The sequence below is a fragment of the Aureimonas pseudogalii genome, assembly GCF_014196835.1.
GTDB lineage: Bacteria > Pseudomonadota > Alphaproteobacteria > Rhizobiales > Rhizobiaceae > Aureimonas > Aureimonas pseudogalii.
Genome location: NZ_JACIEK010000007.1, coordinates 74,039 through 92,605, shown reverse-complemented (window position 1 = coordinate 92,605; position 18,567 = coordinate 74,039). Strand labels below are relative to the sequence as shown.

The following is an 18,567-nucleotide window of genomic DNA, read 5'->3' as shown; positions in this document are numbered from 1 at the left end:
GGCGAAGCGGCGATGAGGCCGGTTCGCAACCAAGAAGGGTAGACACCAGACAGGGAAGCGGAAGACCCTCCGCCCGTCTTTCGATGCTGCAGCGCGAAGCGTGCGCTGCAGCTAGAGGCCGGTGCGAGGCCCTTCCGGCCAGACCGTCGCGCCGCGCGGGACGATCGCGCCATATTCGCCGATGACGAGGCTGGCCATGCGGTGCCCGGCGCGTGCCGCCTCGTCCAGCGTGCCGCCGGTGAGGAGCACCGCGAGCGCCGCGCCGTTGAAGCTGTCGCCGGCCGAGGTCGTATCGACGATGCGCGGGGCGGGGACGCCGGCGATCTCGCGCAGACCCGCGGCGTCGCTGACCATTGCCGGATCGCCCCCGGACTTCACGATCGCCGCGCTCGCGCCCATCGCCAGCAGGCGCGTCGTCGCGGAACGCGCGTCGACGTCGGCAAACAGCGCCTGCTCGTCGTCGAGACCGGGCAGCGACAGGCTGGCGCTCGCATGGGCTTCGGCGATCGCCGCCTTGGCCTCCTCCTTCGAGACCCAGAGGCGCGGGCGGTAGTTCCCGTCGAAGGCGACGATGCGGCCCGCCGCCTTCATCCGCCGGGCGAGGTCGAGCAGGCGGGTGCGGCCGATGGGCGACAGGATCGCCAGCGTGATGCCGGAGAAGCAGAGCGCGTCGAAGCCTTCGAGCGTCCGCTCGAGATCGGCGTCGAGCCCTTCGGCGAAGAGGCGGCGCGCGGCGGCTGCCGAGCGCCAGTATGCGAAGGAGCGCTCGCCGCTCGCGTCGCGGCTGATGGCGTAGAGGCCCGTGGTCTCGCCAGGCGCGACCGTCACGAGATCGGTCTCGACGCCCTCGGCTGCGATGAAGGCGGGGATCTCGGCGCCGAACGGGTCGTCGCCGATCCGCGTGACGTAATGCACGGCGACGCCCGCCGTTTCGCCCAGCGCCCGGCGGCAGTAGACGGCGGCGTTCAGCGTGTCGCCGCCCACCGTGCGGCGCAGCGTGCCCGCCTCGTCGCCGGGGCGATGGAAGAGCTCGATCATGCATTCGCCGACGAAGGCGATGCGCTGGCCCGCGCTCATGCGGCACCGCCGGGGAGGAACGCGTCGATCTCGGCGGCGCGCGGCATGGCGCGGGCGCCGAAGCCGAGGCAGGCGAGCGAGGCGGCGGCAACGGCGCGGCGAACGGCATCCGGGCGCGACAGCCCGGCATCGAGCCCGGCGGCGAGGACGCCGCAGAGCGTGTCGCCGGCCCCCGTCGTGTCCACCGGCCGGATGGGGGGCGCGGCGAAGCGCTGGATGCCGCCGTCCGCCTCCACCAGGATCGCCCCCTCGGCGCCGAGCGTCGCGAGCACACCGAGCTTCGTCTCGGCGGCCACCGCTAGGGCGAGGGCCGCCGGTTCGCCGGCAGCGAGGCCGAGGATCGTGGCGGTCTCGGCGAGTTCGTGCTCGTTGACGACGAGAAGGTCGGTGGCCGCGAGGAGCGCCCGCAGCGACCCCGAATCGACGCCGACCGGCACCGGCGCCAGGTTGAGGAGCACCGGCACCCCGTGGTCGCGCGCGGCGCGAGCGGCGGAGACCGTCTCCTCGAAGGGCAGTTCCATCTGCAGCACGAGCGCAGTCGGCTGGTGCGCCCAGACCGCGGACAGGCCGGAGGCGTCCGCCAGCCGGTTGGCCCCGCTCGCCACCGTGATGGCGTTCTCGCCGTCGCTCGCGACCGTGATGAAGGCGCAGCCGGTGGGCTCGTTCAGCCGTGCCAGCGCGGCGACGTCGATGCCCTCGGCTTCGAGCGTTCCGGCCTCGTCCTCGCCGAAGGCGTCGCGCCCCACGGCGCCGGCGAAATGCGTCTTCGCCCCCGCGCGCGCCGCGGCGACGGCCTGGTTGGCACCCTTGCCACCGGACAAGCGCTCGTAGCCGGGCGCGAGCACGGTCTCGCCGGGTTTCGGGATGGCCGCGACCCGGCACACGAGGTCGACATTCACCGATCCGAACACCACGATCACCGGCTTCTCCTCCCACGGTCCAAGCCTCGTTCCCTAGCGAAGAAGCGGGAGGCTCACAAGCGAAGCCGCGCCGCCGCGCGACCGATGCGGCGTCGCACAAAGAGAGGCGTGGCCTTCTCGCAGGGCCGCATTATCTGCTGCAACACCGGACCGCCTAGTCCGCGCCCATTTTCGAAGGACATACCATGACCCCGAGCTTCGGCTTTGCCTGCACCGACGCCAGCGCCCCGATGAAGCCCTGGAGCTTCGAGCGCCGGGATCTTCGCGACGACGACGTGCGCATCGAGATCACCCATTGCGGCGTCTGCCATTCCGACATCCATCAGGCCCGCAACGACTGGGGCTGGGCGACCTATCCGCTGGTGCCCGGCCACGAGATCGTCGGCCGCGTCGCCGAGGTCGGCTCCAAGGTTTCCAGCTTCAAGGTCGGCGACAAGGTCGGCGTCGGCTGCATGGTCGACAGCTGCCAGGACTGCCCGTCCTGCGCGGAAGGTCTGGAGCAGTATTGCGAGAAGGGCATGACGCAGACCTATGCCGACAAGGACAAGCGCGACGGCCTGCCGACCTATGGCGGCTACAGCGACCAGATCGTCGTGACCGAGAAGTTCGTGCTGCGCATGCCCGACAAGCTCGACCTCGCGGCGGCGGCGCCACTCCTTTGCGCAGGCATAACCACCTATTCGCCGCTGAAGCACGTCGGGCTCGCCAAGGGCCACAAGCTGGCGGTGGTCGGCCTCGGCGGTCTCGGCCACATGGCGATCAAGTTCGGCGTGGCGATGGGCGCGGAGGTGACGCTGTTTACGCGCTCCAAGTCCAAGGAGGCCGAGGCACGCGCGCTCGGCTGCACCGACGTGATCTACTCCACCGACGAGGCCGCAATGCAGGCCGCCGCCGGGCGCTTCGACTTCATCCTCGACACGGTACCCGTGCCGCACGACCTCAACCCCTACGTCGCCACCCTCAAGCGCGACGGCACGCACATCATCGTCGGCGTGATCGGCCCGCTCGACCCGCCGCTGAGCGGCGCCAACCTCATCATCGGCCGCAAGTCGGTGATCGGCTCGCTGATCGGCGGCATCGCCGAGACGCAGGAGATGCTCGACTTCTGCGCCGAGCACGGCATCACCTGCGACATCGAGATGATCAAGATGGCCGACATCAACGAGGCCTTCGATCGCACCGTGAAGGGTGACGTCCATTATCGCTTCGTGATCGACATGGCCTCCCTGGCGGAGACGAAGCAGGCCGCCTGACGCCACGCGCCTTTGCAGCGAACGACGGGAACGCCGGCTGAAGGGCCGGCGTTTTCATGTCCATGACCCAGCCGAACCCCACGACGGAACCGACCCGCATGACCAAGCCGCATGTCCTCTGCCTGATGATGACCTCGATCGACGGCCGAGTGCTGACGCAGGACTGGGCGATCGAAGCGCCATCGAAGATCTTCGAGGACGCGCACGACGCGCTGGACGGCGACGCCTGGCTCGTCGGCCGGGTGACGCTGGAGGAGGATTTCGACGCAGCCGGCGATTGGGAGCGGGGTCTCGCGACGGGCCCGATCGAGCGCACGGATTGGTTCGCCCAGCGCGATGCCAAGGGCTACGCCGTGGCGATCGACCGCTCGGGCAAGCTGAACTGGAAGAGCGACGCCATCGACGGCGAGCACTATGTCACCGTGATCTCGCGCGGTGTCTCCGACGACTATCTCGCCTTCCTGCAGAAGGTCGGCGTCTCCTACGTCTTCGGCGGCGACGAGGAGATCGACTTTCCCCACGTGCTCGACGTCCTCGGCCGCGAGCTCGGCATCAAGCGCCTGTTGCTGGAGGGCGGAGGCGGGGTCAACGGCTCGGTGCTCAACGCCGGACTCGTCGACGAGCTCCTGGTCTTCGTGCTGCCCTTGACGGACGGACGGCCGGACGCGCCCTCGCTCTTCGACATCCAGGGCGAGTGGCGGGGGTCGCGCCGGCTCGAACTCCTTTCGAACGAGACGGTGAAGGACGGCATCGTGAAACTGCACTACCGCGTCTCGAACGATCGGGCGTAGACAGGAAGGGTCATCCCTCCTCGCGCCCGGACCCGACGCCGATGTTTCGATGCTCCGTCTTGCCGCTTCGCGATCCGTCGCTCGACACCGCGTGGCGCTCCGGCGGTGACGCGTGACGGGAACGGGCGACGACGCCGCGGGCCCCGATCGGGACGATACGGTCGCGAGCCCGCCGGCTGCGCCCTCGCTCGTGCCGCGCCTGCGGCTCCTGTTCGACGACAGGCGGATCGTCGGGCCGGGGCGTGCCGATCTTCTTGAAGGCATTCGCGACACCGGCTCGATCGCGGCGGCCGGGCGCGCCATGGGCATGAGCTACAAGCGCGCCTGGACGCTGGTCGAGGATCTCAACGCCACGTTCGACGGGCCGCTGGTCGAGATGCACCGAGGCGGACGCGGCCATGGCGGCGCCTCGCTCACCGAACTCGGCCACGAGGTGCTGGAGCGCTACCGCCGCATGCAGGCCCTGAGCGACGCCGCCATCGCGGGCGACCTCGCCGCGCTGGCGGCGCGCCTCGGCCCCGCCCCGAAGGCGGCGGGGGAGGGCGAGCGGTGAGGCCTCGTCAGCCGCGGCGGCCGAGCGACAGGTCGCGCTCGATGTCGAAGCCGGCGCCGAGCCGCATCTTGTAGACCTGATAGTTCTCCATCACGCGCTGCACGTAATTGCGCGTCTCGGTGAAGGGGATCATCTCGATCCAGTCCACCACCTCGTCCACCGACTTGCCGCGCGGATCGCCGAAGCGGCCGATCCACTCGCGGGCGCGGCGCGGGCCGGCATTGTAGGCCGCGAAGGTGAGGACGTAGGAGCCGTTGAAGTTGGAGATCTGCTCGCCGAGATATTGCGACCCGAGAAGCGCGTTGTAGGACACGTCGTTCAGGAGCCGCGTCTCGGAATAGGCGAGGCCTGCGCTCTTGGCGAGGCCTTTGGCCGTGGCCGGCATCACCTGCAGCAGCCCGAGCGCGCCGACCGGCGACTTGGCCCGCGGGTTGAAGGCGCTCTCCTGCCGCGCGATGGCGTAGGCCAGCGCTTTGCCCGAGGCCGAGATGTTGGCGCTGGCGGGAATGACACCCACGGGGAAGGCCAGAGCCGGCGCGTCGACGCCGCGCGAATAGGCGGTCTTGCCCACCGTCAGCGCCAGGCTGTGGTCGCCGCGCTGCTCGGCCATCGAGGAGAGGATCGCGAGCTCGCCGGGGCTGTCGAGATCGTCGGCGAGCGCCTTGTAGAGAAGGTCGGCGCGGAAGTCCGAGCCGATCTCCTGCAGCCGGTGGATGGCACGCACCGCCTCGCGGTTGGAGAAGCGCTGGCGCTCGGCCGCCGAGGGCTTCGGGTAGGCGATTTCGGCCGGCGCGCGCCCGAGCTTGGCGGAGGCGAGCTGGCCGTAGAAGGTGGCGGCATGGCGGGCGGCGCGGGCGTAATAGTCCCGCGCGTTTCCGGGCCCGCCGGCCTCGGCGGCGCGGCCGAGCCAGTAATAGGCGCGCGACTGCGACAGCGGCCGGTTCGAGATCTCGGCGATGCGGGCGAAGTGCTTGGCCGCGGTCGCGGGATCGCGCAAGGCGCGCAGCGCATACCAGCCGGCGTGGAACTCGGCCTCGGCGGCCTCCGTCGTGCCCTCGGCCGAATGCTGGGCGACGAGCCGGTAGGCGCCCTTCTTGTCGCCCTGCTCGAGCAGCATGCGCGAGACGATGCGGCGCTCGTTCCACCAGGCGTCGGGATCGACGAGCGAGGCGCGGTCGCGCGGCACGCGCTCGATCAGCGCGGCGGCCTCGCGGAACCGGTCCTTCTTGCGCAGGTTCTCGGCCGCCGTGAAGACGTAGCTGGGGTCGGACTGGAAGGCGGCGGGAACCTGATTGAGGATCTTGTCGGCGTTGGCGTTGCCCTGGATCGAGGCGGCGCGCGCCTTAAAGAGCGATTCGGCGCCGGCGAGCTTGGCGACGCGCGAGGCGTCGTTCACCTTGTCGGCATAGAGCAGCATGTCCATGCGCGCCTTGTGGTCGGCGCGCGTCAGCAGGGTGCCGAAGGCGTCCATCATCTGCGCTTCGGTCGCCTTGTCGAACTTGTCGCTCCGCCAGGACTGGACGATCAGCGCCTTGGCCTTGCCGGCCTGGCCGAGTTCGAGAAGCGCACGGGCGAGCGCCATCTTGCCCTCCGGCGTCTTCGGCGCGTCCGCCGCGAAGGCGGCGACGACGTCGGGCGCGCGCATCCGCTCGCGGTTGAGCGCGCGCTCCAAGTTGGCCCGCACGTTGGTCATGCCCGGCCAGTCGCGCAGCTCGATCGCGGTGTGGGCGATCTCGGCGGCCGGCACGTCGCCGGTGCCGCGTAGCGCGATCGCCCAGGAGAGGATATGGCGGTCGAGCGAGCCCGGCGTCATGCCCTCGCGGATGGCGAGCGCGCGCGGCACGTCGCGATAGGTGGCGTCGAGCCCGGCCTTGAGGTCGCCGCGCATCGGCGCGACGCCGGAGACGCGCGCACCCATCGCCGCGATGGACGAGGTGAAGGCGGCGGCATCGGTCGCGGAGCGCTGCGGCTGGGCGGGCTGGCGCAGCAGCAGGTTGGCGGCGGGGGCCGCGCCGCCGAAGCGCGAGGTGTCTGGCGCGGCAGCAGGGGCCGGGACCGGCTCCGGCTTCGACGAGCCGAAGCCGATGCGCGGCATCTTGAAGCTCGGCATGGGAATGCGGTCGAGCAGCGATTCGGCGCCCGCCGTGCCGGCCAGGAAGACGGACAGGAGCGCCGGCAGGAGAAGGGCCTTGGCGCGGATCGACTGTCTCATGAAACCTCCTGGCACGTCGTCGTCGAGGGCGCCGCCGGAGCGCCGCCTCGCACCGAAAATCTCACGATCACGATGAAGAACCGGTAAAGCCTGGCCACGAGAGCGCCGCAACCCGGTTGCTTGTTTCGACACGTTCGCTTGACTATGGTGCGCCGTCCACGGAAGCGCCGTGCGGCCCGATGCCGCCGCGCCCCGTCGGACGACGAGGGAGATGTCACGTCAAGGCGCGTTTTTGATGACGCGCCGGGCGCTTCGGCTCATCTTCCCGAACCCATCCAGTCGCCGGGAGTGACGACATGCAGTTCAAGGGCTCGCTCACGGCTCTGATTACACCCTTCGCGGCCGATGGCAGCCTGGACGAGACGGCGTTCCGCGACTTCGTCGACTGGCAGATCCGCGAGGGCACGCAGGGGCTCGTGCCCGTCGGCACCACCGGCGAGAGCCCGACGCTGACCCACGCCGAGCACAAGCGCGCGGTGGAGATCTGCGTCGAGGTGGCGGCGGGCCGGGCGCCGGTGATGGCGGGCGCGGGCTCCAACAACACCGCCGAGGCGGTGGACCTCGCGCGCTTCGCAGAAAGCGCGGGCGCCGACGGCGCGCTCGTGGTGACGCCCTACTACAACAAGCCGACGCAGCGCGGCCTCTACGAGCACTACGCCGCCGTGGCGCGCGCCGTTTCGATCCCGATCTTCATCTACAACATCCCGCCGCGCTCGGTGATCGACATGAGCGTCGAGACCATGGCGCGCCTCCATGCCGACTTTCCCAACATCGTCGGCGTGAAGGACGCGACCGCCAAGCTCGACCGCGTTTCCGACCAGCGCCACTCCTGCGGACACGATTTCGTGCAGCTGTCGGGCGAGGACGCGACGGCGCTCGGCTTCAACGCGCAGGGTGGCCATGGCTGCATCTCGGTGACCGCGAACGTCGCGCCGCGCCTTTGCGCCGAGTTCCAGGCCGCCAGTCTCGCCCACGACATGCCGAAGGCGCTCGAACTGCAGGACCGGCTCTTTCCGCTGCACAAGGCGATCTTTCTCGAGCCGGGCCTCTGCGGCGTGAAATACGCCCTCCAGCGGCTCGGGCGCGGCAACAACCGCATGCGCTCGCCCCTCGTGCCGATCGAGGCCGCGACCGAGGGAGCGATCGACGCGGCGCTGCGCCACGCCGGTCTCCTGAATTGACGCTGGCCCCGGCTGGCTTCCGGGGGACGCGATCCCACATTGAGAGATGAGTTTCGCGAGGGGGCGCCGGGCGGCGTCCCTTCGCATGAAAGGCGACCCGCATGGCCAAGGCCCCCACCACCAAATCGAACGTCGTCGCCGACAATCGCAAGGCGCGGTTCCACTACGAGATCATCGACACGCTGGAAGCCGGAATGGTGCTGACGGGCACCGAGGTGAAGGCGCTGCGGCTCGGTCGCGCCACGATCGCCGAATCCTACGCCACCGAGGAGGACGGCGAGATCTGGCTGATCAATTCCTACGTGCCGGAATATCTCCAGGCCAACCGCTTCAACCACGAGCCCAAGCGCCGCCGCAAGTTGCTGGTGCACGCCGCCCAGCGCAACCGGCTGGCCGGCGCCGTGCAGCGCGACGGCATGACCCTCGTGCCGCTGAAGATCTATTTCAACGAGCAGGGCCGCGCGAAGCTCGAACTCGCCGTCGCCAAGGGCAAGAACGCGCCCGACAAGCGCGAAACGCTGAAGGAGCGCGACTGGAACCGCCAGAAGCAGCGCGTGATGAAGGAGGGCGGGCGGGACTGAGCCGGCAGGGCCGGGTCGTCACGAACCCGGTCGCGTGCATCGCTCGTTCGGAGTTCGCCGCTGCGGCGCTCGGTCGGCCCGATCCCTCCCGGATCGCGTCCGCCTCCCACGGATCGTGCGAACGCTGAAGCCGCCTGCGGACGACTTCCGCACCGCGGCATGACCGTCGGCGATCCACCCTTGCGCTTTGCCGGGGGCGGGCGGACGATGCCTCCAAAACCGGGAGGACAGCGATGACGGACCTGACCCAGTTGCCCGAGGGGCTGGAGCCCCCGATCGACGACGGCGCGAGCGCGCATCTCGTCGGACGCGACCTGCCGATGATCGCGCTGCCCTCGACCGCCGGCCCGCCGGTGGATCTCGGCCGGCTGAAGGGTACGGCGATCCTCTATTTCTATCCGATGACCGGTCGGCCCGGTGCGCCGTTGCCCGGCGGCTGGAACGAGATCCCGGGTGCGCGCGGCTGCACGCCGCAGGCCTGCGGCTTTCGCGATCATTTCGCGGAACTACGGGGCTTGGGCGTCTCCCACGTCTTCGGCATCTCGTCGCAGACCACTGCCTACCAGCGCGAGGCAGCGACGCGCCTGAACCTGCCCTTCGCGCTGCTCTCGGATGCCGGGCTGGAATTGCAGGAGATGTTGGACCTGCCGACCTTCGAGGTCGACGGCGAGCGTCTGTTCAAGCGTCTGACGATGGTGATGCAGGGCGGCGCGATCGCCGCCGTCTTCTATCCCGTCTTTCCGCCGGATCGGAGCGCTGCCGATCTCGCAGACTGGCTTCGTGCGCGTGCACCGGAGACCCGGCCTCGGCATTGACGAAGCCGTAGTCGCCAAAAGAGAGGAGCCTTCGTCCCGTTTGTGATGGGCTTCGGTATCAATAGTCGTCGTCGTCGTACCGACGATCGTCGCGGCGATTGTCGTATCGACGGCGGTCGTCGCGTCGATCATAGGAGCGGCGATCGTCGCGCCGGCTCTCGTAACCACGGCGATCGTCGCGTCGATCCACGTCGCGCCGGCGGTTGTCGCGGCGCGGCTGGTTCGAGACCTGCCCCCCATTGCGCTCGATCTGCTGGCAGGTGTTGTTGCGCGGATTTTGCAGGCAGAACTGCAGGATTTCGGCCGGGCTCTGCGCTCGTGCCGGGGCGGGGGCGAGGGCGGCGCCCGTGCCGAGGACGGCGAGTGCCATGACGAACTGCGAGATGCGACGCATGAGACGGGATCTTTCCTGGTGGATCGGCACGCGAGTCGAGCGAAGGAATGGGCGAGGGGCCGACACGTTCCCTCGACGAAATGCTGCGATGCGGATGGATGGAAGCTCGCCGCTCGCCGCCCTGAGACCTCCGCGGGCTTGTGAACGCCAATCTGCGCCAGGCACGCTGAACCAGGCATGAATGGCGCGTCGTCCTGGCGTTCAGCCGGGAGAAACGCCGAGAAAGCCGGCGACGCTGCGAAACACGTCGGCGAACATCGCTTCCGTCAGGCGGCCCGTGTTCGTGTTGTAGCGCGAGCAATGGTAGCTCGAGGCGATGCGAAGGCCGGCGACGTCGTGTTCGCCGCCATGCGAGAACGGTGCCGCGCTGAGCTTGGCGCCGAGCGCCCGCACGGTGGAGTCATGCGCGATGCGCCCGAGCGTCACGATCGCGGCGAGGTTCGGCAGTTCCGCGATGGTCGGCACGAGGAACTGGCGGCAGGCGTTGATCTCGGCGCCCACCGGCTTGTTCTCCGGCGGCACGCAGCGCACCGCGTTGGTGATGGCGGCGCCGACGAGTTCTAGACTGTCGTCCGGGCGCGCCTCGAACTCGCCCCGCGCAAAGCCGAAGCGCTTCAGCGTGGCGTAGAGGAGGTCGCCGGCATAGTCGCCCGTGAAGGGACGGCCGGTGCGGTTGGCGCCGCGAATGCCGGGCGCGAGGCCCACCACGAGGAGGCGCACCTCGCCGACGCCCAAGCGGGGCAGGAACGTGTCCACCGGCGCGTTGTGCCAGCTCGGCTCCTTCTCGCGCCAGAGATGGCGGAAGGCTGCGAGGCGCGGGCAGATCGGGCAGTCGCGCGGCGGTGCGGCGGGGTCGGGCGTGCGGGAAGGCAAGAGGGCGGGGGAGGCCATCGCGGCGGACCCTCTAGTCCTGCCCGTCCGCCTCGCTGGCTTCCATCTCGGCGCGGCGGGCGAGCCGCGCCTCGCGCTCGGCCGGGCTGCGACCGACTTCCGTCTGCAGCGTGCGCAGGTCGATGAAGTGGTCGGCCTGGCGGCGCAGGTCGTCGGCGATCATCGGCGGCTGGGTGGAGAGGGTGGAGACCACCGAGACCTTGCGGCCCTTGCGCTGCAGCGCCTCCACCAGCGAGCGGAAGTCGCCGTCGCCCGAGAAGAGCACAAAATGGTCCACCGTTTCGGCGAGCTCCATCGCGTCGATGGCGAGCTCGATGTCCATGTTGCCCTTGATCCGGCGCCGGCCGGCGGCGTCGGTGAACTCCTTGGCCGGCTTCGTCACCACGCTATAGCCGTTGTAGTCCAGCCAGTCGATCAACGGCCGGATGGAGGAGTATTCCTGATCCTCGACCATCGCGGTGTAGTAGTAGGCGCGCAGCAGATAGCCGCGCGCCTGGAAGGCGACCAGCAGCTTCTTGTAGTCGATGTCGAAGCCGAGCGCGCGCGAGGTCGCGTAGAGATTGGCGCCGTCGATGAAGAGGGCGATTTTTTCACGGGCGTCGAACATCGGGAGGCTTTCGGCTGCGTCGGTCGGGAAAGGGTCGAGCAATGGAGATCGGACGGGACCGGCCGGCCGGTCGTCGAAGGGCGCATCCTAGTAGTCGCCCCGCGTCCTGCCAACCGCGCAGGGCATGTGGATGCGGCTTCGATCCACACGAAAGCCGCCGCTGCCCCTTGTGCGGAAATTGTCAAGGGGCTATGCGGAGGGTTCAGCCTCAATGAACCATTTCCCGAGGAGACAGGCATGGCCCGCGTCACCGTAGAAGATTGCGTCGATAAGGTCGAGAACCGCTTCGAGCTGGTCTTGCTGGCCAGCCATCGCGCCCGGCAGATCGCGCAGGGCCAGCAGATCACCATCGACCGCGACAACGACAAGAACCCGGTGGTGGCGCTGCGCGAGATCGCCGACGAGACGCTCTCGCCCGACGACCTCAAGGAAGACCTGATCCACTCGCTGCAGAAGCATGTCGAGGTCGACGAGCCCGAGCCGCAGGCGCCCACCGCCGGATCGGTGGCCGACCCACAGACCGCCGGCGCGCTGACGGTTCCCGGCGACGACGACAACATCGCCTTCGACCGCATGAGCGAGGACGAGCTCCTCGCCGGCATCGACGGGCTGGTGGCGCCGGAAAAGAACGACGATTTCTGACGGCGAGGGGTTTTAGACCCTTTCTCGTCTGCCGCATCGCAACCTATATTGAAGGGCGTCCCGCCGGTCGGGGCGCCCTTTTTCTCCGGCCAGTTTCGGCATTCCGGGAGCGCGTAAACGGCGATGATGCGGCAGTACGAACTCGTCGAGCGCGTGGCGGCCTACAAGCCGAACCTCGACGAGGGGCTGCTCAACCGCGCCTATGTCTACGCCATGCAGAAGCATGGCGCGCAGATGCGCGTGAACGGCGACCCCTATTTCTCGCATCCGCTCGAAGTCGCGGCCATCCTCACCAACCTGCATCTCGACGAGGCGACCATCGCCGTCGCCCTGCTGCACGACACGATCGAGGACACGGACGCCACCCGCAAGGAGATCGACCAGATCTTCGGCCACAAGATCGGCACGCTGGTGGAGGGGCTGACCAAGCTCAAGCGCCTCGACCTCGTGTCGAAGAAGGCCGAGCAGGCCGAGAACCTGCGCAAGCTGCTGCTCGCGATCGCCGACGACATCCGCGTGCTGCTCGTCAAGCTCGCCGATCGCCTCCACAACATGCGCACGCTTCATCACATGAAGCCCGAGAAGCGCGCCCGCATCGCGCAGGAGACGATGGACATCTACGCCCCCTTGGCGGGGCGCATCGGCATGCAGGACATGCGCGAGGAACTCGAGAACCTCGCCTTCAAGCACATCAATCCGGAGATGCACGAGACGGTAACGACACGTCTCGCCGAGCTTCGCGCCAAGCATGCCGAGACGATCGCCAAGATCGAGGAGACGCTGGCCGAGCGGCTGAAGGAAAAGGGCATCGAGGCCGTGGTCTCGGGTCGGCAGAAGAAGCCGTATTCGGTCTTCTCCAAGATGCAGCGCAAGGCGCTGTCGCTGGAGCAGCTCTCCGACATCTTCGGCTTCCGCGTGCTCGTCGCCGACGAGGAGGACTGCTACCGAACGCTCGGCATCGTCCACCGAACCTGGCCGCTCGTGCCCGGCCGGTTCAAGGACTACATCTCGATCCCCAAGCAGAACGACTACCGCTCGATCCACACCACGATCGTCGGCCCTTCGCGCCAGCGCGTCGAACTGCAGATCCGCACCCATGCGATGCACCACATCGCCGAATACGGCATCGCCGCGCACGAGCTCTACAAGGACGGCGAGCACGCGCTCTCCACCGAAAGCTCGGCCTATGCCTGGCTGCGCCGCACCATCGAGATGTTGGCCGAGGGCGATCAGCCCGAGGAGTTCCTCGAGAACACCAAGCTCGAACTCTTCCAGGACCAGGTCTTCTGCTTCACGCCGAAGGGCCGCCTCATCGCGCTGCCGCGCGGCGCGACGCCCATCGACTTCGCTTATGCCGTCCACACCGACGTCGGCGACACCTGCGTCGGCTGCAAGATCGACGGACGCATCATGCCGGTCGTCACCGAACTCACCAACGGCGACGAGGTGGAGATCATCCGCTCCAAGGCCGCGGTGCCGCCGCCCGCCTGGGAGAGCGTCGCCGTCACCGGCAAGGCGCGCTCGGCGATCCGTCGCGCCGCGCGCCTCGCCATCCGCAAGCAATATTGCGGCCTCGGCCAGCAGATCTTGGAGCGCGCCTTCGCGCGCGCCGGCAAGACCTTCACCCGCGAGGGGCTGAAACCTTATCTCGGCAAGGTCGGCCACCGCGACGTCGAGGACGCGCTCGCCTCGGTCGGGCGGGGCGAACTGCCGTCGGCCGACGTCTTCAAGGCCGTGCACCCCGACTTCCAGGACACGCGCGCCTCCAAACCGAACGCCAAGCCGGAGGAGGAGGGCTGGTTCAACCTGCGCACCGCCACCGGCCTGATCTTCAAGATGCCCGGCCTCGGCAAGCTGCGCGGCAGCGAGCCGGCAGTGGCGATTCCGATCCGCGGCGCGGGCGACGACATGGCCGTGCAGTTCGGTCCGGACGGCGCGGTGCCGGGAGACCGGATCGTCGGCATCTTGGAGCCGGGCAAGGGCATCACCATCTACCCCATCCAATCGCCGGCCCTCACCGCCTTCGACGACGAGCCGGACCGCTGGATCGACGTGCGCTGGGATCTCGACGCCGAGCTGACGACGCGCTTTCCCGCGCGCATCCGCATCTCCGCGCTGAACGAGCCGGGGGCGCTCGCCGAGATCGCCGAGACGATCGCGCTGAACGACGCCAATATCCACAATCTTTCCATGGTCGCCACCGCCCCCGACGTGAGCGTGATGATGGTGGATCTGGAGGTCTGGGATCTCCAGCACCTCACCCGCACGCTCAATCAGTTGCGCGGCAAGGCTTGCGTCACCGACGTGGTTCGTGTGAACGGCTGATCCCGGCGAGGACACCGATCGAAGAAGGCGGCCGCGGACCCATGCAGACCCAAGACGTCATCGACATCTTCCGCGAGGCCGGGGCCTATCTCGAAGGCCACTTCATCCTGACCTCCGGTCGCCGCAGCCCGATCTTCCTGCAGAAGGCGCGCGTCTTCATGCATCCCGGCCACACCGAGACGCTCTGCCGGGCGCTGGCCGAGAAGCTGCGGGCCGCCGTCGACGGGCCGATCGACTACACGGTGGGCCCGGCCGTGGGCGGGCTCATTCCCGCCTACGAGACCTCGCGCCATCTCGGCGTGCCCTCGATCTACGTGGAGCGCGAGAACGGCGAGTTTCGCCTGCGCCGCTTCGAGATCGCGCCGGGCGCGCGCGTGGTGATCGTCGAGGACATCGTCACCACCGGCCTGTCGATCCGCGAGACGATCGCCTGCCTCACCGCGCTCGGGGCCGAGGTGCTGGCCGCCGGCTGCATCGTCGATCGCTCGGCCGGCAAGGTCGACGTCGGCGTGCCATTGGTCGCGCTCGCCGAGTACGAAGTGCCGAGCTACGCGCCCGAGGACCTGCCGCCCGAGCTTGCCGCAATTTCGCCGGTGAAGCCCGGTAGCCGGTCGCTCTAACCCGATTTCGCCAGAGGATACAGGACGTTCATGCTGTTCCGGCGCCGCCAGCCCGAGACCCGTCTCCAGCGTCTGCGCGCCGCCCTGTGGCCGCGCCGCTCCTGGCGTCGGTCGCTGCGCTACATGCAGAAGCGCGTGTTGCGCCTGCGCGCCACGCCCCATGCGATCGCCGCCGGCGTCGCGGCCGGCGTCTTCGCCACGTTCACGCCGTTTCTCGGCTTCCACTTCCTCCTGGCCTTCGCCATCGCCTGGATGCTGGCGGGCAATCTTCCGGCGGCCGCGCTCGGCTGCCTCCTCGGCAACCCCGCGACCTACCCGCTCATCTGGGCCTCCACCTACGAGACCGGGCGCTATCTGCTGGCTTCCGAGGTGCCGGACGGGCACGCGCCCGAGGGCCTCGGCGCCGCGCTGTCGCACATGGATCTCGCGGCGGTCTGGCAGCCCTATCTGAAGCCCATGCTGATCGGCTCGCTGCCGCTCGGCCTCGGCTTCGCCGGCCTCTCCTATGTCGCGGTTTTTCTCGCCGCGCGTTCGTTCCAGGCCGCCAAGCACCGGCGCACCGAGACGGGCCGGCGCCTGCGCAGCGAGCGTCTGGCGCTCGGGGACGGCACGCCGTGATCGTCGGCATCGGCAGCGACCTCATCGACATCCGGCGCATCGAGAAGACGTTGGCGTGCCACGGCACGCGCTTCACCGCCCGGGTCTTCACCGAGATCGAGCAGGCGAAGTCGGACCGGCGGGCGCAGCGCGCGGCCTCCTACGCCAAGCGCTTCGCCGCCAAGGAGGCCTGCGCCAAGGCGCTCGGCACCGGCCTGTCGCAGGGCGTGTTCTGGCGCGACATGGGCGTCGTCAATCTTCCCGGCGGCAAGCCCACCATGGCGCTGACCAACGGCGCGGCGGCGCGGTTGCATTCGCTCGTGCCCGCCGGCCATCGCCCGGTGGTGCATCTCACCATCACCGACGACTTCCCGCTGGCCCAAGCCTTCGTCATCATTGAGGCCTTGCCCGACGACGGGACGGCACCTCACTCTTAACCGCCGCGCCGACGATTGCCGAAGCGCACGCGAGCCATTACACAGCGCGCGACGGCCCTCGTGCGCCGGCAAGGGCCGTGTGCCGAGATGGAAGGACGAACCATGGTCGATCGGGCCGTTGCGAAGAAGAAGGAAGGCTGGGGCGAGACGATCAAGGTCGTGGTCCAGGCGCTGCTGCTCGCGCTCGTCATCCGCACCATTCTGTTCCAGCCCTTCTCGATCCCCTCGGGCTCGATGATGCCGACACTCCTGATCGGCGACTATCTCTTCGTCTCGAAATGGTCCTACGGCTTCTCGAAATACTCGCTGCCCTTCTCGCCCGACCTCTTCGAGGGTCGCGTCCTCGGCTCCGACCCCGAGCGCGGCGACGTCGTGGTGTTCCGCAAGCCCAACGAGACCGACACCGACTACATCAAGCGCCTGATCGGCCTCCCGGGAGACCGGGTGCAGATGCGCGAGGGCACGCTCTTCATCAACGGGCAGGCGGTGCCCAAGGTCGCCGACGGCACCTTCACCACCGAGGGCGGCGCCGAGATCCCGCAGTTCCGCGAGACGCTGCCGAACGGCGTCTCCTACGAGACGCTCGACGCCGATCCGCAATCGATCGGCGACAACACGCGCGAGTTCGTGGTGCCGCCCGGCCATTATTTCATGATGGGCGACAATCGCGACAACTCGCTCGATTCGCGCTTCGACGTCGGCTACGTGCCGTTCGAGAACTTCGTCGGCAAGGCGCAGGTGATCTTCTTCTCGATGGAGAACGACGCCTCGCCGCTCGAGATCTGGCAGTGGCCCTCGAGCCTTCGCCCGAGCCGCATCTTCAACTGGCTGGGGTGACGAATTGGCTCGCCCGAAGGGATCGGACGCCGCGCTCGACCGTCTGGAGGCTCGGATCGGCTTGCGCTTCGCGGACCGTGCCCGCCTGGAGCGGGCCGTCACCCATTCCAGCTTGAAGAAGGCCGGCTCGCGCTCTTCTTATGAGCGGCTCGAATTTCTCGGCGACCGCGTCCTCGGCCTCACGATCGCGCAGAAGCTCTTCGAGCTCTATCCCACCGCCGACGAGGGCGACCTGTCGCTGCGCCTCAACACGCTGGTGAGCGCCGAAGCCTGCGCCGAGATCGCCGACGAGGCGGGCCTCACCGAGTTCATTCGCCACGGCTCCGACCTGCAGCGCGCCGTCGCCGGGCGCAACCGCAACATCCGGGCCGACGTGGTGGAGGCGCTGATCGCCGCGATCTATCTCGAGCACGGGCTGGAGCCGGCGCGCGACTTTATCCTACGCCATTGGGGTGAGCGGCTGCAGGGCGCGGTGAACGCGCGCCGCGATCCGAAGACCGAGCTGCAGGAATGGGCGCACAAGCGCGCCGGTCTGGCACCGGTCTATGAGCTGGTGGAGCGTTCCGGCCCCGATCACGAGCCGGTCTTCACCGTCCGCGCCACGCTGGCGGACATCCTGCCGGCGGAGGGGCGGGGACGTTCCAAGCGCATCGCCGAGCAGAACGCCGCCGAGACGATCCTTCTGCGCGAGGGCGTCTGGGACGCACCCGCTGCCGGCTGACGCCGGACCCCAAGCACCCCCGCCACCCCGCCGCGATGGATTTTTGCGCGGTTTGGGCGCATCATGGCGCCCGATCCCCCATCCGGATGCCTGACGCCGGAGCCAGACGAGAGCCGATTTGACCGACGACACCCAACCCGAAACGCTGCCCGACGCCATGCCCGACAAGGGCGCCGACGAGACCGCCGCCGTCCCGACCCGCTCGGGCTTCGTGGCGATGCTCGGCGCGCCGAACGCCGGCAAGTCGACGCTCGTCAACCAGCTCGTCGGCACCAAGGTCTCGATCGTCACCCACAAGGTGCAGACGACGCGCGCGCTCGTGCGCGGCATCGCCATCAAGGATCGCACGCAGATCGTCTTCGTCGACACGCCCGGCGTCTTCAACCCTAAGCGCCGGCTCGACCGCGCCATGGTGAAGACCGCCTGGGGCGGCGCTAAGGACGCCGACATCGTGCTGCCGATCATCGACGCCGACCGCGGCATCAACGACGAGGTCCTGGCGATCATGGATCGCCTGAAGGACGTGAAGCAGCCCAAGGTCCTCCTTCTCAACAAGGTCGACCAGATGCGCCGCGACCGGCTGCTGGCGATGACGCAGGAGATCTCCACCAAAGGCGAGTTCGAGCGCATCTTCATGATCTCGGCGCTGAACGGCTCGGGCTGCGACGACCTGATGGAATTCCTCGCCGCGCGCCTGCCCGAGGGGCCCTGGTACTACCCGGAAGACCAGATTTCCGACCTGCCGCTTCGCCAGCTCGCCGCCGAGATCACCCGCGAGAAGCTGTTCCTGCGCCTTCACCAGGAAATCCCATACGCCTCGACGGTCGAGACCGAGCGCTGGGAAAACCGGCCGGACGGCTCGGTGCGCATCGAGCAGACGATTTATGTCGAGCGCGACAGCCAAAAGGCGATCGTCCTCGGCCACAAGGGCGAGACGGTGAAGGCCATCGGGCAGGCGGCGCGCCGCGAGATCACCGAGGCGGCCGAGCAGACGGTGCATCTCTTCCTCTTCGTGAAGGTGCGCGAGAACTGGGGCGACGACCCCGAGCGCTACCGCGAGATGGGCCTCGACTACACGGCCTGAGCGGATCGCCGCAGCGCGCTGAATCTGGC

General features: G+C 68.8%; 20 protein-coding genes. 14 read left to right on the top strand and 6 right to left on the bottom strand.

Annotated features, from left to right (window positions below):
- Positions 1–111 precede the first annotated feature (111 nt).
- Both GGR04_RS13770 and GGR04_RS13765 read right to left on the bottom strand, forming a co-directional pair.
- Positions 112–1,077: a sugar kinase gene (locus GGR04_RS13770; protein ID WP_183200479.1), complete on the bottom strand. Its 966-nt coding sequence runs from the start codon at positions 1,075–1,077 to the stop codon at positions 112–114.
- Entirely contained in the window at positions 1,074–1,997 is a 924-nt protein-coding gene (locus tag GGR04_RS13765) for a PfkB family carbohydrate kinase (RefSeq protein WP_183200478.1), read from the bottom strand. Before GGR04_RS13765 ends, GGR04_RS13770 begins: the two co-directional genes overlap by 4 nt.
- A 185-nt stretch (positions 1,998–2,182) precedes the next feature.
- On the opposite strand from GGR04_RS13765, the gene GGR04_RS13760 reads away from it, so the two are divergent.
- The 3 genes from GGR04_RS13760 to GGR04_RS13750 all read left to right on the top strand — a co-directional run bounded on the left by GGR04_RS13760 (position 2,183) and on the right by GGR04_RS13750 (position 4,594).
- Complete coding sequence (locus tag GGR04_RS13760; protein ID WP_183200476.1) at positions 2,183–3,250, top strand: NAD(P)-dependent alcohol dehydrogenase; 1,068 nt, start codon at positions 2,183–2,185, stop codon at positions 3,248–3,250.
- 98 nt (positions 3,251–3,348) lie between these two features.
- Positions 3,349–4,041, top strand: a complete 693-nt coding sequence (locus GGR04_RS13755) for a RibD family protein (protein WP_183200474.1) — start codon at positions 3,349–3,351, stop codon at positions 4,039–4,041.
- A gap of 112 nt (positions 4,042–4,153) precedes the next feature.
- Positions 4,154–4,594, top strand: coding sequence for a winged helix-turn-helix domain-containing protein (locus tag GGR04_RS13750; protein WP_312857455.1), 441 nt, complete (start codon positions 4,154–4,156; stop codon positions 4,592–4,594).
- A gap of 7 nt (positions 4,595–4,601) precedes the next feature.
- Here GGR04_RS13750 and GGR04_RS13745 read toward each other — a convergent pair whose 3' ends face one another.
- On the bottom strand, positions 4,602–6,806 hold the full coding sequence (locus GGR04_RS13745) for a lytic transglycosylase domain-containing protein (protein WP_183200473.1): 2,205 nt from the start codon (positions 6,804–6,806) through the stop codon (positions 4,602–4,604).
- A 296-nt stretch (positions 6,807–7,102) separates the two neighbouring features.
- Between GGR04_RS13745 and dapA the strand changes: the two genes are divergently transcribed.
- From dapA to GGR04_RS13730, 3 genes are all read left to right on the top strand, one after another.
- Entirely contained in the window at positions 7,103–7,987 is an 885-nt protein-coding gene (gene dapA / locus GGR04_RS13740; RefSeq protein WP_183200471.1) for a 4-hydroxy-tetrahydrodipicolinate synthase, read from the top strand.
- A gap of 101 nt (positions 7,988–8,088) precedes the next feature.
- A complete protein-coding gene (smpB, locus tag GGR04_RS13735; RefSeq protein WP_183200470.1) occupies positions 8,089–8,568 on the top strand; it encodes an SsrA-binding protein SmpB in 480 nt (159 codons plus the stop codon).
- 233 nt (positions 8,569–8,801) lie between these two features.
- Positions 8,802–9,383, top strand: coding sequence for a peroxiredoxin (locus GGR04_RS13730; protein ID WP_183200466.1), 582 nt, complete (start codon positions 8,802–8,804; stop codon positions 9,381–9,383).
- A 58-nt stretch (positions 9,384–9,441) separates the two neighbouring features.
- Here GGR04_RS13730 and GGR04_RS13725 read toward each other — a convergent pair whose 3' ends face one another.
- From GGR04_RS13725 to GGR04_RS13715, 3 genes are all read right to left on the bottom strand, one after another.
- Positions 9,442–9,777: a hypothetical protein gene (locus tag GGR04_RS13725; RefSeq protein ID WP_183200465.1), complete on the bottom strand. Its 336-nt coding sequence runs from the start codon at positions 9,775–9,777 to the stop codon at positions 9,442–9,444.
- Between the two features lie 201 nt (positions 9,778–9,978).
- Entirely contained in the window at positions 9,979–10,668 is a 690-nt protein-coding gene (locus GGR04_RS13720; RefSeq protein WP_183200464.1) for a uracil-DNA glycosylase, read from the bottom strand.
- A 13-nt stretch (positions 10,669–10,681) separates the two neighbouring features.
- Complete coding sequence (locus tag GGR04_RS13715; RefSeq protein ID WP_183200463.1) at positions 10,682–11,275, bottom strand: LabA-like NYN domain-containing protein; 594 nt, start codon at positions 11,273–11,275, stop codon at positions 10,682–10,684.
- Positions 11,276–11,512: 237 nt separating this feature from the next.
- Here GGR04_RS13715 and rpoZ point away from each other — a divergent pair, with 237 nt between their 5' ends.
- The 8 genes from rpoZ to era all read left to right on the top strand — a co-directional run bounded on the left by rpoZ (position 11,513) and on the right by era (position 18,538).
- Positions 11,513–11,917, top strand: a complete 405-nt coding sequence (gene rpoZ / locus GGR04_RS13710; protein WP_183200462.1) for a DNA-directed RNA polymerase subunit omega — start codon at positions 11,513–11,515, stop codon at positions 11,915–11,917.
- Positions 11,918–12,040: 123 nt separating this feature from the next.
- Positions 12,041–14,242 (top strand): RelA/SpoT family protein, encoded by a 2,202-nt coding sequence (locus GGR04_RS13705; protein WP_183200461.1) that lies wholly within the window; start codon positions 12,041–12,043, stop codon positions 14,240–14,242.
- Positions 14,243–14,283: 41 nt separating this feature from the next.
- Positions 14,284–14,862, top strand: coding sequence for an orotate phosphoribosyltransferase (gene pyrE, locus GGR04_RS13700; RefSeq protein WP_183200459.1), 579 nt, complete (start codon positions 14,284–14,286; stop codon positions 14,860–14,862).
- Positions 14,863–14,892: 30 nt separating this feature from the next.
- Positions 14,893–15,480, top strand: coding sequence for a DUF2062 domain-containing protein (locus GGR04_RS13695; RefSeq protein ID WP_183200458.1), 588 nt, complete (start codon positions 14,893–14,895; stop codon positions 15,478–15,480).
- Complete coding sequence (acpS, locus tag GGR04_RS13690; RefSeq protein ID WP_183200456.1) at positions 15,477–15,896, top strand: holo-ACP synthase; 420 nt, start codon at positions 15,477–15,479, stop codon at positions 15,894–15,896. Before GGR04_RS13695 ends, acpS begins: the two co-directional genes overlap by 4 nt.
- Before the next feature lie 102 nt (positions 15,897–15,998).
- Complete coding sequence (gene lepB / locus GGR04_RS13685; protein WP_183200454.1) at positions 15,999–16,733, top strand: signal peptidase I; 735 nt, start codon at positions 15,999–16,001, stop codon at positions 16,731–16,733.
- Positions 16,734–16,737: 4 nt separating this feature from the next.
- A complete protein-coding gene (gene rnc, locus GGR04_RS13680) occupies positions 16,738–17,454 on the top strand; it encodes a ribonuclease III (protein WP_183200452.1) in 717 nt (238 codons plus the stop codon).
- Between the two features lie 157 nt (positions 17,455–17,611).
- Positions 17,612–18,538, top strand: coding sequence for a GTPase Era (gene era / locus GGR04_RS13675; RefSeq protein WP_183200637.1), 927 nt, complete (start codon positions 17,612–17,614; stop codon positions 18,536–18,538).
- Positions 18,539–18,567 lie beyond the last annotated feature (29 nt).

Bases quoted from the DNA above. Each gene is read 5' to 3' on its own strand.
- smpB (WP_183200470.1), top strand. From the start codon at position 8,089: ATGGCCAAGGCCCCCACCACCAAATCGAACGTCGTCGCCGACAATCGC.
- GGR04_RS13725 (WP_183200465.1), bottom strand. From the start codon at position 9,777: ATGCGTCGCATCTCGCAGTTCGTCATGGCACTCGCCGTCCTCGGCACG.
- GGR04_RS13730 (WP_183200466.1), top strand. From the start codon at position 8,802: ATGACGGACCTGACCCAGTTGCCCGAGGGGCTGGAGCCCCCGATCGAC.
- lepB (WP_183200454.1), top strand. From the start codon at position 15,999: ATGGTCGATCGGGCCGTTGCGAAGAAGAAGGAAGGCTGGGGCGAGACG.
- GGR04_RS13755 (WP_183200474.1), top strand. From the start codon at position 3,349: ATGACCAAGCCGCATGTCCTCTGCCTGATGATGACCTCGATCGACGGC.
- GGR04_RS13695 (WP_183200458.1), top strand. From the start codon at position 14,893: ATGCTGTTCCGGCGCCGCCAGCCCGAGACCCGTCTCCAGCGTCTGCGC.
- GGR04_RS13720 (WP_183200464.1), bottom strand. From the start codon at position 10,668: ATGGCCTCCCCCGCCCTCTTGCCTTCCCGCACGCCCGACCCCGCCGCA.
- dapA (WP_183200471.1), top strand. From the start codon at position 7,103: ATGCAGTTCAAGGGCTCGCTCACGGCTCTGATTACACCCTTCGCGGCC.
- GGR04_RS13745 (WP_183200473.1), bottom strand. From the start codon at position 6,806: ATGAGACAGTCGATCCGCGCCAAGGCCCTTCTCCTGCCGGCGCTCCTG.
- GGR04_RS13715 (WP_183200463.1), bottom strand. From the start codon at position 11,275: ATGTTCGACGCCCGTGAAAAAATCGCCCTCTTCATCGACGGCGCCAAT.
- rpoZ (WP_183200462.1), top strand. From the start codon at position 11,513: ATGGCCCGCGTCACCGTAGAAGATTGCGTCGATAAGGTCGAGAACCGC.
- GGR04_RS13705 (WP_183200461.1), top strand. From the start codon at position 12,041: ATGATGCGGCAGTACGAACTCGTCGAGCGCGTGGCGGCCTACAAGCCG.
- pyrE (WP_183200459.1), top strand. From the start codon at position 14,284: ATGCAGACCCAAGACGTCATCGACATCTTCCGCGAGGCCGGGGCCTAT.
- era (WP_183200637.1), top strand. From the start codon at position 17,612: ATGCCCGACAAGGGCGCCGACGAGACCGCCGCCGTCCCGACCCGCTCG.
- GGR04_RS13760 (WP_183200476.1), top strand. From the start codon at position 2,183: ATGACCCCGAGCTTCGGCTTTGCCTGCACCGACGCCAGCGCCCCGATG.
- GGR04_RS13770 (WP_183200479.1), bottom strand. From the start codon at position 1,077: ATGAGCGCGGGCCAGCGCATCGCCTTCGTCGGCGAATGCATGATCGAG.